16 protein-coding genes and 2 pseudogenes are annotated in these 15,120 nt (G+C 67.8%); 10 read left to right on the top strand and 8 right to left on the bottom strand.

The genetic code is table 11. The features are described 5' to 3' along the window. Positions 1-486 precede the first annotated feature (486 nt). Together AC07A4_RS11440 and AC07A4_RS11435 are read left to right on the top strand one after the other, a co-directional pair. Positions 487-852, top strand: coding sequence for a hypothetical protein (locus AC07A4_RS11440; protein WP_478596182.1), 366 nt, complete (start codon positions 487-489; stop codon positions 850-852). After that, positions 758-1,357 carry a DUF6188 family protein gene (locus AC07A4_RS11435; RefSeq protein ID WP_478596180.1) on the top strand — a complete coding sequence of 200 codons (600 nt, stop codon included), beginning with the start codon at positions 758-760 and terminating at the stop codon, positions 1,355-1,357. The genes AC07A4_RS11440 and AC07A4_RS11435 overlap by 95 nt, the downstream gene beginning before the upstream one ends. A 195-nt stretch (positions 1,358-1,552) precedes the next feature. Here AC07A4_RS11435 and AC07A4_RS11430 read toward each other — a convergent pair whose 3' ends face one another. After that, positions 1,553-2,137, bottom strand: coding sequence for a peptidase inhibitor family I36 protein (locus AC07A4_RS11430; RefSeq protein WP_478596178.1), 585 nt, complete (start codon positions 2,135-2,137; stop codon positions 1,553-1,555). 655 nt (positions 2,138-2,792) lie between these two features. Here AC07A4_RS11430 and AC07A4_RS11425 point away from each other — a divergent pair. Further along, entirely contained in the window at positions 2,793-3,788 is a 996-nt protein-coding gene (locus tag AC07A4_RS11425) for a PLL family lectin (RefSeq protein ID WP_478596176.1), read from the top strand. Between the two features lie 231 nt (positions 3,789-4,019). Beyond that, a complete protein-coding gene (locus tag AC07A4_RS11420; RefSeq protein WP_478596173.1) occupies positions 4,020-4,520 on the top strand; it encodes an RICIN domain-containing protein in 501 nt (166 codons plus the stop codon). A gap of 275 nt (positions 4,521-4,795) precedes the next feature. Here AC07A4_RS11420 and AC07A4_RS11415 read toward each other — a convergent pair whose 3' ends face one another. The 5 genes from AC07A4_RS11415 to AC07A4_RS11395 all read right to left on the bottom strand — a co-directional run bounded on the left by AC07A4_RS11415 (position 4,796) and on the right by AC07A4_RS11395 (position 8,597). After that, positions 4,796-5,737, bottom strand: coding sequence for an amidase family protein (locus tag AC07A4_RS11415; protein ID WP_478597484.1), 942 nt, complete (start codon positions 5,735-5,737; stop codon positions 4,796-4,798). 5 nt (positions 5,738-5,742) lie between these two features. Further along, entirely contained in the window at positions 5,743-6,600 is an 858-nt protein-coding gene (locus AC07A4_RS11410; protein WP_478596171.1) for an aromatic amino acid lyase, read from the bottom strand. Beyond that, the gene (locus tag AC07A4_RS11405; RefSeq protein WP_478596169.1) at positions 6,597-7,085 is read right to left on the bottom strand and encodes a 3-oxoacyl-[acyl-carrier-protein] synthase III C-terminal domain-containing protein; all 489 of its coding nucleotides are present in this window, start codon (positions 7,083-7,085) and stop codon (positions 6,597-6,599) included. Before AC07A4_RS11405 ends, AC07A4_RS11410 begins: the two co-directional genes overlap by 4 nt. Further along, complete coding sequence (locus AC07A4_RS11400; RefSeq protein ID WP_478596167.1) at positions 7,082-7,444, bottom strand: hypothetical protein; 363 nt, start codon at positions 7,442-7,444, stop codon at positions 7,082-7,084. The genes AC07A4_RS11405 and AC07A4_RS11400 overlap by 4 nt, the downstream gene beginning before the upstream one ends. A gap of 334 nt (positions 7,445-7,778) precedes the next feature. Continuing rightward, positions 7,779-8,597, bottom strand: a complete 819-nt coding sequence (locus AC07A4_RS11395) for an alpha/beta fold hydrolase (RefSeq protein WP_478596166.1) — start codon at positions 8,595-8,597, stop codon at positions 7,779-7,781. Between the two features lie 269 nt (positions 8,598-8,866). Between AC07A4_RS11395 and AC07A4_RS11390 the strand changes: the two genes are divergently transcribed. The 3 genes from AC07A4_RS11390 to AC07A4_RS11380 all read left to right on the top strand — a co-directional run bounded on the left by AC07A4_RS11390 (position 8,867) and on the right by AC07A4_RS11380 (position 11,547). Next, positions 8,867-9,382, top strand: a complete 516-nt coding sequence (locus tag AC07A4_RS11390; RefSeq protein ID WP_478596164.1) for a MarR family winged helix-turn-helix transcriptional regulator — start codon at positions 8,867-8,869, stop codon at positions 9,380-9,382. Positions 9,383-9,450: 68 nt separating this feature from the next. Beyond that, the gene (locus tag AC07A4_RS11385) at positions 9,451-10,305 is read left to right on the top strand and encodes a helix-turn-helix transcriptional regulator (RefSeq protein WP_478596162.1); all 855 of its coding nucleotides are present in this window, start codon (positions 9,451-9,453) and stop codon (positions 10,303-10,305) included. A 105-nt stretch (positions 10,306-10,410) separates the two neighbouring features. After that, on the top strand, positions 10,411-11,547 hold the full coding sequence (locus AC07A4_RS11380; protein WP_478596159.1) for a homogentisate 1,2-dioxygenase: 1,137 nt from the start codon (positions 10,411-10,413) through the stop codon (positions 11,545-11,547). 7 nt (positions 11,548-11,554) lie between these two features. On the opposite strand, the pseudogene AC07A4_RS11375 reads toward AC07A4_RS11380, so the two are convergent. Continuing rightward, positions 11,555-12,360: pseudogene (locus AC07A4_RS11375) on the bottom strand (transposase family protein). Between the two features lie 235 nt (positions 12,361-12,595). Next, positions 12,596-13,084, bottom strand: coding sequence for a nucleoside deaminase (locus AC07A4_RS11370; RefSeq protein ID WP_478597482.1), 489 nt, complete (start codon positions 13,082-13,084; stop codon positions 12,596-12,598). 104 nt (positions 13,085-13,188) lie between these two features. On the opposite strand from AC07A4_RS11370, the gene AC07A4_RS11365 reads away from it, so the two are divergent. The 3 genes and pseudogenes from AC07A4_RS11365 (at position 13,189) to AC07A4_RS11355 (ending at position 15,111) form a co-directional block, all read left to right on the top strand. Then, positions 13,189-13,665: a hypothetical protein gene (locus tag AC07A4_RS11365; RefSeq protein ID WP_478596157.1), complete on the top strand. Its 477-nt coding sequence runs from the start codon at positions 13,189-13,191 to the stop codon at positions 13,663-13,665. 80 nt (positions 13,666-13,745) lie between these two features. Further along, positions 13,746-14,551 (top strand): annotated as a pseudogene (locus tag AC07A4_RS11360) (transposase family protein). Between the two features lie 179 nt (positions 14,552-14,730). Then, on the top strand, positions 14,731-15,111 hold the full coding sequence (locus tag AC07A4_RS11355) for a VOC family protein (protein ID WP_478596155.1): 381 nt from the start codon (positions 14,731-14,733) through the stop codon (positions 15,109-15,111). Positions 15,112-15,120: the final 9 nt, after the last annotated feature.

Genomic DNA, 15,120 nt, shown 5'->3' with positions numbered 1-15,120 from the left:
AGGCGGGGCCAGTCGGGTCGACAAGGTGCACGGGCAGGCGCTTGGCGTGCTGCTCTCTGGATGTGCTACGTCGATCCGAGGGCTCGCTGTAGCGCATCAGCCCCACAGGTGCCGGAAGTTGCCTGGTGACCGTCTCCTGCCCGCTAGCCAGTGCCGGAATACCCCCGCCCCGGACAGCGCTGGTGATGGCAGTCGCGCTGAGCCTTCTGGGCGGGGTGGCCGCGCCGGTGGGGGCCGCGGTGGCAAGCGAGGACGCATCCACGGCGTACGAGGCCATCAATCGCACGGGAGTGCAGGGGAAACAGCCTCCGATGGCCCCGCGAAACTGAACGGTGCGAATCTTACGGCTCGCTCCGCGCCCCCGCGGGCGCCAACGCGCAGCACGGTACCGACCGCGGCAGCGAAGGCGACGGTCTGCTGACATCATCCACGAATCTGCCGCAGACCGACGCAGCCGCGCAGTTCCTCAAGCACGGCGTGCGGTTGATGACGGTCATCAAGGGCCCGCAGGCGCCGACCCGCACGCAGGACAAGCTGACCCTCCCCGACGGCGCCCGCCTGGTGGAGGCATCGCCGAGCTACTCGGCCGAGCAGCCGATGCCCGAGGGAGACGTCCCCATGACGGGCTACGTCATCGTCTCCGCCGATGACACCGTGCTGGGCGGCATCGAAGCACTCTGGGCGGTCGACGCAGGCGGCAAGCAGGTCCCGACGCACTACGAACTGGACGGCGACAACCTCATCCAGGTGGTCGACCATGCCGGTGCCGCCTACCCCGTTCTCAGCGCACGCTTCCTTTTGGCGGTGGGTGCGGGGCGTCCAGGACGGATGGGGCTGGCGCGGCTGGTGTAACGCAGTGCATCGTGCGGTGGTGCACATATCTTCCTTCACTGAGCTTGACGACCGTTGGCTGTTGGGTCTTCAGAGCCTCGATGTGACCAGGATCAGCGTCGACTATCAGCTGTCGCTTCTACTGGGGTCGGAGGTCTGGGTTGTTCTGGAGGGTCCGTGTCGGCTATCGCAGGGGCCTGCCGCGGGGGATGGTCGGGACGAGATGCTGGTCCCGGGGCAGCAGAGTGTGGCGGCGGCTCTGGCCTTGTTCGGTGCCGAGGTTGTGTCGGCAGTAGCCTTCAAGACAGGGTCACTGCGGATGGTCTTCGATAACGGGCTGCATCTCAGTTGCCGGGCGGATCCGTCGTCTGAGGCCTGGCAGGTGACAGGGCCGGGAGAGTGGCGGTTTTTGTCGTTGCCGGGTGGTGATCTTGCGGTGTGGCCCGGCGCTGAGGCAGCCGAAAGTAGCGAAGTCGGTCAACTGTTGGCCGTCCGGCCCGGTCGTTGGCTCCGCGCGCGGAGGTGATCCGAGGTTCTCCGGGCGGCTACTCGTCGACGCCCCGTACCGGCTGGCCGGGTTCGCCACTTCCTCGCCATGATGCGGAAGCGGGCAGGACGGGCCCGGCATCCCGTCGACGTACGGGATGCCGGGCCGCCGGGGCCGCCGCCCGTCAGGGCGACTGCTTCGACGTCTGCGGGGTGCCGGAACTCGGCGCCCGCGTCAGGTCAGGGTGACCGAGCTCGCTCGGTCGTTCATCGCGTCGCCGACATAGGGTGTGGAGCTGCGGTACCCCTGCTCCGTGCCGTTGAAGTAGATGTCCGAGTACAGCGAGACCCAGCAGTTGTTCGCGGGGATCAGGGAGCTGGCCCTGTCGTTCCAGTCGTCGAGGGCGTTGTATTCCCAGTCCCGACCCCCATTGTCCTCGCACGCTGAGGGGATCCTGAGCGTGAGGGACCCGCCGCCGTAGTTCCAGTCCTCGTAGAGGATGGCGCCCACCATATTGCTCTGGGCGGCAGCGGTCTTGGCACGTGCGGGGGAGCTGGCCGGGGCGTTGAGCTTGGCGAGGAACTTCTTGTCCTTCGCAGCCTGCTGCGGGGTCGCCGGAGCATCGGTGACCCGGCCGCCGGTCGCCGCGGCGATCACCTCGCGAAAGCTGTCGTAGCACGTGGTCTTGTGCGTGGAGAGGTCGGCCGCGCAGTGGGAGCCGGCCTTGGCCTTGGGCGTCGCCTGGGCGGTGGCAGTGGTCCCGGCGAGGGCCATGCTCAACGAGGCGACGATGATGGCTGTGCGTCTGACGGAGGGCATGAGTGTCTCCTGTGAAGGTGGACTGTCCGGTGCATGTCTCGGTCACATCGACCGCAGTCAGTGCATCGTTCAACACTCCATGCGCCGTGAACGTTCGATAAATGCAGGCACCCGGTCGCCGCCCTCTGGCCGCCGTTCCGGCTCGCCGAGGATGAGCGGCCTGCCGCTGGCCTGCTCGGCGCCGCTGACGAGGCCGGGCTCACCGTCGCGGCGAAGACCATGGGGCCCTCCAACCTCGGCAACCCGCCAGCAGGGGAGGGTATCTCGGCTGCGGCCGACTTCGGCGTGCCCTACGAAGGACTGCACGGTATCGACGAGCGTGCCCACCTCGCGGAGCTGCCCATGGTCTACGCGGTCTGGGTATTGAGCGAACCTGTGATCACCGTAGGGCAGGCCGTGCTCCTCTCCGCGGTCGGGCTGTCAGAGCGTCCACTAGATGCGGGAGATCGTGAACACGCCCTGGCGCCAGAACCACACCGGCTGCCTGGGGGACTTCCTGCCGTACGAGTTCACGCGGGCCGCCGTGTGGCTGGGAAAGGTCGTCGGGGGGCCGCCCTGTTCCACTCAGTGGACCAGCCGCTGGACGGTCGGCCCCGGCCTGAGTCACCGTCATGCCTGCATCGTTCACGTACGCCTCATGTGAAAGGGCAGTCGCATGCGCAAGAGATCATGCACATGGCACGAACGCATCGGTCAGTTGGTGAGGACTCTCGGGGCAAGTCTGGTGGCCGTTGCAGCGGTCGCGGCACTCCTGGTCGCGGTGCCCGGCACCGCCACGGCCGCGTCCCAGCAAGATGTCGGCCGCTTCGGCTCCTCGATTGCCGCGGCTCGCAATCCGGACGGCCGACTGGAGTTGTTCGGAGTCAATAGCGCCGGGAACATGTACCACCGCTGGCAGACCTCTCCCGGTCGCGACTGGTCCGGCTGGGCCAACTTCGGCGGCCCCTTCGTGGCAGTCGCTGCCGAGACCAATGCCGATGGGCGGGTGGAGGTCTTCGCCGTCAACAACGCTGGCGATGTGTACCACCGATGGCAGCAGCGCCCCGGAGCCGACTGGTCAGGCTGGGACCAGTTCCTCGACGGCGCGCTCACGTCAGTGGCCGTGGCCCGAAACGCGGACGGGCGACTGGAGCTGTTCGGCACCGACAAGACCCAAGGCGTGTGGCACCGCTGGCAGACCCAACCCGGCGGCGGCTGGTCCGGCTGGGACAAGTTCGACGGCGGCCTGTCCCAGGTTGCCGCTGAGACCAATGCCGATGGGCGGGTGGAGCTGTTCGGCGTCGACAAAACCGAGGGCGTGTGGCATCGCTGGCAGAGGCAACCCGGCGGTGACTGGTCCGGTTGGGACAAGTTCGACGGCGCGCTCACATCAGTGGGCGCGGCCCGTAACGCGGACGGGCGACTGGAGCTGTTCGGCACCGATCGCACCAGGGGTGTGTGGCACCGCTGGCAGGCTTTCCCCAACGGCGGGTTTGACCAGTGGGTGAAACTCGACGGCGGACTGACCCAGGTTGCCGCTGAGACCAATGCCGATGGGCGGGTGGAGCTGTTCGGCGTCGATCACACCGGGGGTGTGTGGCACCGCTGGCAGCGCAGCCCCGGCGGCGCCTATCTCGCCTGGGAGAAGTTCGACGGCGTGTTGAGGCCCTGACCTCGCTGTCATCGAGTGCGGTGTTCCGCGGACCGGAAGGATGCCTGGGGGACAAGGGCCTTCCCCGGGTTGTTGGGCCCTCAAGTTCCCAGGTCACGCAACCCAGGCTGCGCCCAGCACCCACCTCTCCGATGCTGTCGCATACGCACGCCAAAGCGGCGCTCACGTACGGCTTCCTCATCGCTTTGACATGTCTCTTCGACATGTCTCTTCGACACGTGAGGAACTCTCATGGCAAGGGCTCTGAATCGATCCATAACCGTCTTCGTAGCCGTGATGCTCGCCAGCGTCTCCACAGTCGCCGTCGCGAGCGCCTACGAGTTACGCAACGAGAACACCGAGATGTGCCTCGGCATCGACCAGAACAGCACCGCGTGGGGAACCCGGGCCGTCCAGTGGCCGTGCAACGGAAACGAAGACCAGCAATGGAGCTTCGTCAGCAACGGGAGCCCTCCTGTCGACGCCTACTACCTTCGCAACAAGCACGGACTGTGCCTCGGCATCGACAACGGCAGCACTGCCTGGGGCGCCCGGGCTGTTCAATGGGAGTGCAACGGAAACAGCGACCAGAAGTGGCGCCTCGATTGGGTAGCCCCGACCGGACAGCGGGCTCGCCTCGTCAACGTCAGATCAAATCTGTGCCTGGGCATCACCAACGCAAGTCACGACTGGAACGCCACGGCAGTCCAGTGGGAATGCAACGGCAATGCCGACCAGACCTGGCACTTCTAGCTCGTCCTGCCGTATCTGAAACGGGGTCGACGTCTCCTCGTTGCGGAACGTCGGCCCCAGCTCGTCCCGGTCCCGGATCGCAAGACTCCCTCTTCGGGAACGCGACCCGCGCAACCCGCACGGTCTCCACCGGAATCTCACCCGGCCCCACCCGGCCGCATGGACATCCGCACCACACCCACACGGCACCGTCGGCCTTCACGACCACCATCAGGTCGTGGAGGCCGACGTCACGCGCGGGACCGAATAGGCCAACGGCAGCCCGGTGGCGGCACTCAGTATCCCGGCGGACGGCGGAACCCGCCGATCACCTCCGCGAGGCACCGTACGAACTGGACCGCGGTGCGGTCGTGCAGGTAGGGCGCGATCACCTGGATGCCGACCGGAAGCCCGTCCCGGGTCGCGCCGACAGGCGCCACCGCCGCGGGCAGATGGTTGACCGCCGACGGCGCCATCCACGTGAGCATGTCGCGATACGGCCGGTCGGCGCCGTCGACCCGCAGGGTTCGGACCGACCAGCCGGGATCGGGTCGATGGTCGTGCGGGAAGGCGGCCGTAGGGCTGACCGGGCAGAGGAGCACATCGACGTGACGGAAGAAATCGGCCCAGCGACGGCGGGAGTGCTGCCGACGTTCGTCGAGCGCGTGCCAGTCACGGAAGCGGATCGTCAGGTCCGACGCGAACCCTCCCGCGGCCCCTTCCGCCGCGGCGAGTTCCACCAGCCCGGCGTAGGACTCGTCCGACTCGACCAGCCCGCTCTGCGCCATCAACAACGGCTGATAGAGAGCCATCGTCTCTTCGAGCCCGACCGGCCCCCTGCCCTCGACCACGACGGCGCCCTCGGCCCGCACCGCCTCCAGCGCTTCCTGCATGATCGCGGCCAACTCGCTGTCGACGGGGCAGAACGGGTCGTCGAGCCATGCCGCGACCCGGAACTCCCGCAGCGTGCTCGACCTGGCGGCGGGCAGCTCGAGGCGCCACGCCGCAGCGCGGTCGTGGTCCGCTCCCGCGAGGACGTCGAGACCCAGGTTGAGGTCGTCGGCGTGCCTGCCGAGCGGGCCGAGTACCGCCATATCGAAATCCGCCAGCGTCCCCGGAGCATGCCCCGAGACGCTCCCGTACCTCGGCACGATGCCGAACGACGGGCGCAGCCCGTACACGCCGCAGAAGTGGGCGGGCACGCGGATGGAGCCTGCCGTGTCGCCGCCGAGCTCCAGGCCGGTCAGCCCCGCGGCGAGGGCCGCGGCGGACCCGGACCGGAGACGAGGCCGGTCAGCCGGGAGCGCAGGCTCGCGGCCGTGTCCTGGGTGTCGGGGTGGCCGAGGGCCTGGAAGAGGGCGGGATGGGTGAAGCCGGGCCTCACGCCGAGCAGGTCGCACATCAGTGCCGTCAGATCCAGGGCGCTGGTCACGGAGCGGGCCAGCTGCGCGACGGCAAGACCGGCGGCGGCCGCCGTGACGGGGGTGCCGTTGACCAGACCGAGCGCGTCGCGTCCGGACAGCTCGATGGGGCGCAGCCCGGCCTCGTGGAGAACCTGGCTGGCGGGCAGGTACCGGCCGTCGAGGTAGGCGTGCCCGCGGCCCTGCAGGGCACGCACCGCGTGGGCGAGCGGGGCCAGGTCTCCGCTCGCGCCCAGGGAGCCCAGTTCGGGGATGGCGGGGGCGAAGCCGGTGGCCAGCGCGGCGGCGAGGGAGTCGAGGATGCGGGGATGGACTCCGCTGTGGCCGCGTGCCAGCGTCCACAGGCGCACCAGCAGCGCCGCTCGGGCCAACCCGGGCTCCAGGTCCGGGCCCTGGCCGACTTCGAGGTGGGCGAGCGCGTTCTCGCACTGGGCCGCCCCGTCCTCCTGCCCGGGGTGGGTGACCAGCGGGCCGAAACCCGTGGTGGAGCCGTAGACCTCCCGGCCCTTCGCCAGCGCGGTCAGCAGGAACTCATGGCTGCGCTCGGCCGCCGCACGCACCGTGAGGGTGAGCGTCACGGTCACCGGTTCGGCGGCGGCCTCCAGGTGCTCCGGAGCCAGGAGGGCGGGCGGTGCCGGCAGTGTGGAGGCCGGAGACGACACGGGTGGCCGGGCGGTCACCGGAGTGATCCGGAGCGGTCGGGGTGCCAGCCACCGGGCGGGAAGGTCAGGGTGAAGGCGCCGCTGCTGAAGCTCAGCCCGAAGGCGACAGTGAGTCCTTCACCGGCCGGGCGGTGCACGGGGTCGGCCAGCATCAGGGGCACCGAGCAGCCCAGCGTGTTGCCGTAACCGCGCAGCACCCGGTAGGAGGAGGCCACGGGCTCTCCCGCTCGGTCGGCCCCGAACTCCTCGCACAGCGCGTCCAGGATGCGGGCACTGCCGGTGTGCATGAGCAGGGCGGTGGCCTGGCCGGGCGCGGTCAGGCGGCAAGCGCCGGAGGCCAGCAGCGTCTTCACGGTCGAGGCGGCGTAGAACGTGCCGCGGTCGGTGACGTCTGGGCTGAGTGTGTACAGCCTGCGCCCGTACACCAGGGGCTCGTCGGAGCCGCCGTCCGGGACGGTGCCCAGTTCCGCGTCCTTAGGCCGCTCGTTCGTCAGGTCCGTCACGGGGCCGAACTCCGGCCCCGTGCCCTCGGCGGCCAACACCATCGCCACCGCGGCGTCGGCGAACAGCCGTGCATCGCGTTCACTGTCTCCTGTCGCCGCTCGACCGGCACCTCGTCGAAGTGGGCGTAACGGCCCGGCAGGTCCGGAGACAGCGGAGTGATCGCCTCCATGAAGCACACCAGCACCAGCCGGTCGGGGTGGCAGGCCAAGTACCAGCGCGCGGTCCGCACCGCCTTCGCGATCGCCGAGCACCCCATGTAGGCGATGCTCAGGTTCGCCGCGTCCCGCGGCAGCCACGGCAGCAGGGCGAACAGATCACACACCAGGCTCGGCAGCAGCCGCCCCGGGCTGCTGGTCACACCCAGGACCAGGCCGATGCGCTCCGGCCTCGCTCCGGCCTCGCTCCGGACTTCTCCATACACTCGGTGGCCGCCTGCGCGGCCAACTCCGATGCCCGCACGGCGCGTTGGGGAGCCGCCCCGTCGAACAGCACCTGTGGGTAGTTCGACAGCACCGAATGCCGCCGCTCCACCCCCAGGCCCCGCAGCATCACCTCCAGCCGCGGAGACAGCCTGCCGCCCGCCGAGGCCACTAACTCATCGGTCGTCCAGCACGGTTGTGGCAGTCTCGCCGACACCGCCACCATCCGAGGGTTCAGCACATCCCCCCGCCCTTCGTGACTCGGCGTTTTCCTCAAGACGGATGAGTCCCGCCGCCGACCTCGCTCCAGAAGGAGTGCACCCGTACGTTGAACAGGTCGGGGGACTCCTGGAACGGCTGGTGGGCTTCGCGTGGCATGACCTCGAAGCGGGCGCCCGGAACGGCATCGGCCACGATCTGCCCGAGCCGTCGCGGCGTGGCGATGTCCAGCTCGCCCGCCAGGACGAGCGTCGGCGTGGCGATGGCGGACAGCCTATCGAGCGTGTTGTGCCGCATGAACGCCTCAAGCTGACGCTGGAAGGCCCCGGCGGACTGCGGGTGCGGGAAGGCGAGCGTTTCGTCGATGACCCGCCGCACCGTGCCGTCGTCGTGGGCGCGCGGCGAGTAGATCCAGAGGAAGAAGGCCTCCAGCGCCGCGCGCTCGTCGGGGGCCTCCGTCACCAGCCAGTGCCAGAAGCGGGTCATGGCGGCCACGTAGGCATCCGCCCGCGCCCAGGTGCTGACGAGAACGAGGCTGCGGACGACGTCCGGATGACGCAGCGCCAGCTCCTGCGCGATCGCGCTTCCGCCCGAGAAGCCGACCACATGCGCCCTGCCGGTATCCAGCGCCTTCAGCAGTTCCGCGCAGTCGTCGGCCAACATCGCCATGGTCAGGGGCTCGTCGGGCAAGGGAGTGCGCCCCGCGCCCCGATTGTCGAAGGCGATGAGCCGGTACTGGTCCGACAGCCCGTCGAGTTGCTCCTGCCACACCTCGGCGGGATCGCCAAGGCCCGCGATCAGCAGGACGTCGGGCCCTTGGCCACGGCTCACGGTCCAGATCGCGGTGCCGTTGGCGTCGACGTACTCACCCATGGACCGGACCACCCATCTCACTGTCGTTGCTCGGGCCGCGATCCGTCGTTGCTCAGGCCGCGATGCGTACCGACGATGCCCGACCGGGACCGTGGGCAGGGAGGCCGTGACAGTACTCGTATCGACAGGGAGACGTTGCTGTCCGCAGTGCTCGGGCCATAACTAACGGTCGTTATACGCCACTTGGCGCCCTGCGGCGGAGAAGGCGGGCTCCCGCAGCTGTCCTATCCGTATCTGGATTTGCTTTCCGAAGAAAGTAAAATGGCGTCATGACTGCCGAGCAGCCGAAGATCCCCCCGATGAACGCCGGGGAGGAAGCATTGGTCCGCTCGATCGACCGGATCGTCTACGTGCTGCCCAGGGCCCTGGACGCGACCATGCGGCAGGAGCAGCGCATATCCCTCACCGAGTACATGACGCTGTCCCGGCTGTCCGAGGCGCCGGAGCGGAGGATGCGGATGAGCGAGCTGGCCGAGGCCGCCTTCCTGTCGCTGAGCGGCATGACCCACGTGGTCACGCGGCTGCAGACACAGGAGTTGGTGGAGCGCGTGCGCGACGCGCAGGACCGCCGGGGCTGGCACGCGGTGCTCACCGACAAAGGCCTCGTCCGGCTGAGAGAGGCATGGCCGAGCAATCTGAGTGGTGTGCGCCGCTATCTCCTGGACCACCTTCAGGGCTTCGACCTGCACGCTCTGGCACGGGCGTTCACCACGATCGGCGGGCCCACGGACGAATGCCGAAGCGCTCCGTCGCCCGACGGGCACCGAGGCACTCCGTCGTCTTGAGGCAGCAGTCGCCGCGGGGTCGTGCGATTCCCGGCGGCAGCGGCCGGAAATCAGGGGGTTACTCTCGCATGACGGCACACGCAAGCAGCCTGGCCGCGTTTCTGCGTTCCCGCAGGGAGCGGCTCAAACCCGAGCAAGTGGGACTCGTTGCCCACGGCCGACGGCGCACGCCGGGGCTGCGCCGCGGTGAACTCGCCACACTCGCCGGGCTGAGCGTCGAGTACCTCGAACGCCTTGAACAGGGCAGGGACACCAACCCTTCCGGAGCGGTGCTCACCGCGCTCGCCGAGGCGCTGCGCCTGTCCCGTGACGAGAAGCGGCACCTCGCGCTCCTGGCCATGAGACAGCACAGCGCCACGCTCTTTCCCGCTCCCGATCCGGTGGGCGAGCACGCGCGCGCCGGCATGCGTGACCTCCTGGACCGTCTGGACCCCACCCCGGCGTGCCTGCTCGGGCCGACCTACGACGTCGTGGCGTACAACGACGCGTGGGCCACGGTGGCCGAGCCGCTGGGGGTCCTCGACACGGAGCCCCCCAATCTCGTGCGCTACCACTTCCTGCATCCCATGGCACACCGGATCTTCGACGAGGCGTCGTGGTCGGAGACGGCGGACGAGGTGGTCGGATGGCTGCGGGCCGCGGAGCCGGACTGGGGTTCCGGCGCCGCGTTCGAAGCCCTGGTCGAGGACGTGCACGCGGTGCCCGGGTTCGCGTCGCGGTGGGCGGCCCACCCCGTCGCCTCCAGGCAGCCCGCCATGAAGCGCTTCTGGCATCCCCGGGCCGGGCACCTGAACATCCGGCTCGAGGTCCTCTTCGTGGGAGAGGCCGACCACTGGCTCCAGCTCTGGCTGCCCAGCGACGAGCCGAGCACACAGGCCCTCGGCTCGCTCCTGCACGGGCAGGCGGCCGCAGCGTCTCCCTGACGCTAGGGCATCCCCGCGGCGTTCCTGCGCGGGTCCCCGGGCGTGCATCGTCGGGCCAGGAAGTCCGACGGAGCGAAAGGGAACCTGCCGATGGAACTCAGGCCGATGCGATCCTGGATCCACCACAGCCGGGGAAAGGTGCTGCGCCAAGCCGTGACCGGACGCGCCGAACTCGGTGGCCTGCACGAGGACATGCTCACGCGGCAAGGCTTCGAGGGACGCGACGCGTACTTGTACCGGCGCCACGAGCCGACCCGTTGGAAGCGCGCGGAGGCGAGCGCGGGAAACCGCACCTACGACGGGCAGTCACTGGAACCCGCCGACCTCACTCTCCCCGGCGGCGGCCCGCTGCGCCTGTTCGGCAACTCCGCTCTGACCATCTCGGTCAGCCGGCGCAGCGCGAACATGCCGTACTCGGCGCGGAACGTCGACGGGGACGAGCTGTACTTCGTCCATGAGGGAACCGGCACCTTCCACACCGAGTTCGGACCGATCCCGTACGAGCCAGGCGACTACGTCCTGCTGCCCAAGGGCGTCACCTACCGGATCCGGCCGGACGGACCGGTGAACTACTTCCTCGTCGTCGAGTCGACCGAAGAACTCGGCTTCGCCGACACCGGCGCGTTCGGCCGTCGTGCCCCCTTCGACCCCGGGCTGCTGTACGTACCGTCGCCGCAGCTGGACGAACTGGGCGACGGCCGCGACGAGGACGGCACCTGGCCGGTGCGACTCAAGATCCGCGGCGAGTACGCCACCGTCGTCTTCGACTCGGACTCGATCGACGTCGAAGGCTGGTCGGGCGACCTGTTCCCGTTCAAGATGAACATCCGCGACTACCGGCCGGTCATGAGCGACCGCATCCACGTCATGCCGTCCGCTTACGCCGTCTTCGCCACGTCGACCTTCATGGTGGGCAACTTCCTGCCGCGCCCCTTCGAATCGGCGCCGGACGCGGAGGCCTTCCCGCCCTATCACCGCAACGCGGACTACGACGAGTTCACGTTCTTCCACAAGGGAACGGTGCTCGGCATGCCCATCGCCCCGGCCACCATGTCCCTCGTCCCGCAGGGGCTGCACCACGGCCTTCCCGCCGAACTCCAGGAGCGGGTGTCGAAGAACCTGAAGCCGGGGGACCGGATCGACAGTGAGGTCATCTTCGTGGACACGAAGGTGCCCCTGATCCCCACACCGGAGGCCGAGTCCACGCGTACGAGCCAGGACTCCGGTCAAGGGGCCCAGTGAACCCCTTTCATCCTGAATAGCTGCAGGTGAGGAGGGTGTGGAGAGCGGCGACGATCCGGCCAAAGCGGTTGGTCGAGCACCGGATCCGGCGAAGGATGCGCCAGGACTTCAGCTGGGCGAAGGCGCGTTCTCCGGGGGCTCGGAGGCGGGCGTGGACACGGTTGAACCGCTGGTAGTGCGGCGGCTGTTCACGGTGGTGGTAGTACGGGGTGCGGACGGTGGCGCCGGCACCCTGGTAGGCACGATCCGCCAGGACAAGGATTTGTCTCGTCAGACAGGCCTGGACTATTCCGTGAGCGCGGGCCGCGGTCAGGTCATGGGTCCGGCCCGGCATCGCGCGGGAGAACCAGAGCGGGGTGCCGTCCGGTCGGGCAATGACCTGCACGTTCATGCCGTGCTTCCTGTGTTTCTGCGAGTAGTACGGTTTATCCGCGCCGATCCGGTCGATCGGGATCAGCGTCCCGTCGACGATGAGGAAGTCGCCCTCGCCCAGGCCCACCAGGGCTTCGCGCAGTCCCGGAGCCCACGCCGCCAGGACCTCAACCGTCTCGTCCACGTACCGCCACGCGGTCGCCTCCGATACCCCGAATCCTGCCGCGAGCTGCGCGAACGTCTCGTTCTTCCGGAGATGTGCCAGCGTGAGCAGGGCCTGCTTGTAGCACCCCAACTTCCGCCAGGGGGAGCCGATTTCACACCTTCGGGCATAGATGAGCCACGAGACATGCTCAACCAGCTCGTACGGGACATCAAGCGTGGAAGGATACGGAACCAACAGGGCCCCTCGGTCGCCGGTGTGATGAGTGAGATCACCACGCCAACGACGAGGGGCCCTGCCGTGTCACCACCCTCGCTCACCAGCCCATTTCACCCCTGCGCCACAGGATGAAAGAGGTTCAATGACATTAGCGTAGCATCCATGAATTTCGACGCAACACCAGCGGAACGAAACCAGGACTCTTGTCACTTCTGCACCCCTGACAGAAAATCCCTTAGCCTTACGACTAGCGGAAGAGTACCAGCCGCTCCCGTCCATCTACTGTCGAAGTAGCTACGCCCCGATGTCCTCGCTCCACAGGTCAGGATGGGCCTTTATGAAGTCCGTCATCAGTGCCACACATTCGGGGTCATTCAGCACCACAATCTCTACCCCCAGTTCAGCCAGCCACGCATGGCCGCCGTAGAACGTTTGCGCCTCTCCGACGACCACGCGCGAGATGCCGAACTGACGCACTAGGCCGCTGCAGTACCAGCAGGGCGATAGCGTCGTCGCCATCGTCGTGCCGCGGTACGTACGTCGCCGCCCGGCCGCCCGGAAAGCGACGGTTTCCGCGTGCAGGGACGGGTCGCCGTCCTGCACGCGACGGTTATGCCCGCGACCGAGGAGGGTCGTCCCGTCCGGCGCGTAGAGCGCAGCTCCGATCGGGATCCCTCCCTCGGCCAATCCAGCTTGCGCCTCCTCCACCGCGCTGCGGAGCATAAGTTGATCGGATTCCCACGACACGAGCTTGCCCTCCCTGGACGCAGTCGAATGCTTCATTCCGCGCCTGACACGCCGCTTTGCGCTGGTCATCTGCCTGGACAGGACTCCTCCGGCGTGGTGCATTGAGATCTGTGATTTATCTCCCAGGGAGTGGAGGGACCGTGCGACGCCCTAGTGAACTGCTGCCTTGGTTCTTCCAGGGCATCTATCGAGAGGAGGATCGTCGACCGCACCTGACAGCAGTGAGGCGACTGGAATCGCATCGAAACAAGGCTTACGAGTACATGTACCAGTGCCTCGGCATCATCGACGCCAAGGCACAAGCGCTGCTCGCATATGATGCCATCCTCCTGACGGCCGCTTCAATCACTCTCTCGGTGTCACATGGATTCACCCCAGGCACCGCTATCACATTGTCCGCTCTGTTCACCAGTGGACTCTCGGCGGTGTTCTGCCTCAGCGTGATCTGGGTGCACTGGACCGGTACTGCGGAGTTCGGCCAAGCAGAGGACTCATTCATGAAACTGCTGTCGATTCGGAACCGACGCACCCTCAGTTACAGAACTTCTTGGCTGGTAGCACAGATCGCCACTCTGCTCATGGTTGCCGGAATCCTTATTCAAAGAACTTCCGAGTGAACCTCTTTCGTCCTGGGGTTGGAGGAGTGAAACAGGCTGGTCAGCAGGGTGGTGACATGGCGAAGCCCCTCGTCGTTGGTGTGGTGATTCCATTCAGCACGCCGACGGCCGGGGGGCTTCGTTGGTTCCGTATCCCTCCATGCTCGATGTTCCGCACGAGTTGGTCGAGCATGTCTCCTGGCTGATCTACGCACGAAGGCATGAACTGCGCTCGCCCTGGCGGAGGCTGAGCTGCTTCAAGCAGGCCCTGCTGACACTGGCCCATCTGCGGAAGAACGAGACGTATCGGCAGGTCGGAGCCGGGTTCGGAGTGTCGGAGGCGACCGCCTGGCGCTACGTGGACGAGACCCTCGAGGTCCTGGCCACCGGGGCCCCGGGCCTGCACGAGGCTCTCGTGGGTCTGGGTGAGGGCGACTTCGCCATCGTTGACGGCACCCTGATCCCGACCGACCGGATCGCCGCGGATGAGCCGTACTACTCCCAGAAACAGAAGCAGCACGGCATGAACGTCCAGGTCATCGCGCGCCCCGACGGCACCCCGCTGTGGTTCACCCGCGCGACACCGGGACGCACGCATGACCTGACCGCGGCCCGCGCCCATGGCATCATCCAAGCCTGCCTGACCAGACAGATCCTCGTCCTGGCCGACCGGGCCTACCAGGGGGCCGGCGCCACCGTCCGCACCCCCTACTACCGCCACCGGGAACGACCCGTCCAATACCAGGAGTTCAACTGCGATCACGCCCGGCTGCGGGCTCCGGGCGAGCGGGCCTTCGCGCAGCTGAAATCCTGGCGACTCCTACGCCGAGCCCGATGTTCCACCCGGCGTATCGGCACCGCCGTCCAAGCCGTCCACACACTCCTCACCTGCAGCTATTCAGGATGAAAGAGGCTCAGTAAGCGGGACTCAGCCGATGCTTCGGTGCTTTCGGTGGGACGGTTACCTCGTGGTTCCCTTCTCACCGAAAAGTACCTTCTTGTGCCCGGCTCGACGCCCCCTTACGGTTCCAAAAAAGCCAGCAGGAACAGGGCTGATTCCGATGAAGCCCCACCGCAGGGAGCGCGATGAGAATTCTCAAGACCTACGCCCGCCTCTATGCGGACAGCGTCGAGCAGTCCCTCCCTCTGCTCCAGCAGCTGACTGGCCGTACGGAGCCCGATCTCCGTTTCACCGAAGGCGAGGTGGAACTGGTGGGCATCGGTGACTTCCTCTTGTTCGCCGGTCCACCGGCGGAACGCGCGAAGCACCTGCACGGCTCCGCGACCGTCGTCGTCACCGACCTGGACGAGCTGCTGGCGGTCCTGACGGCTGCCGGGGCTGTGATCACCGAAGCCGCCACACCCGCTGCCACGGGTCGATACCTGTACGCGCGACACGTCGGAGGACCGGAGGTCGAGTACGTGGAGTGGACACCGGACCTGGTCCGCCGCATCGTTCCCCAGTGATCGCGTGAG

It is taken from the genome of Streptomyces sp. NPDC043996 (assembly GCF_056435225.1).
This window is presented reverse-complemented; position numbering and strand designations above follow the sequence as displayed.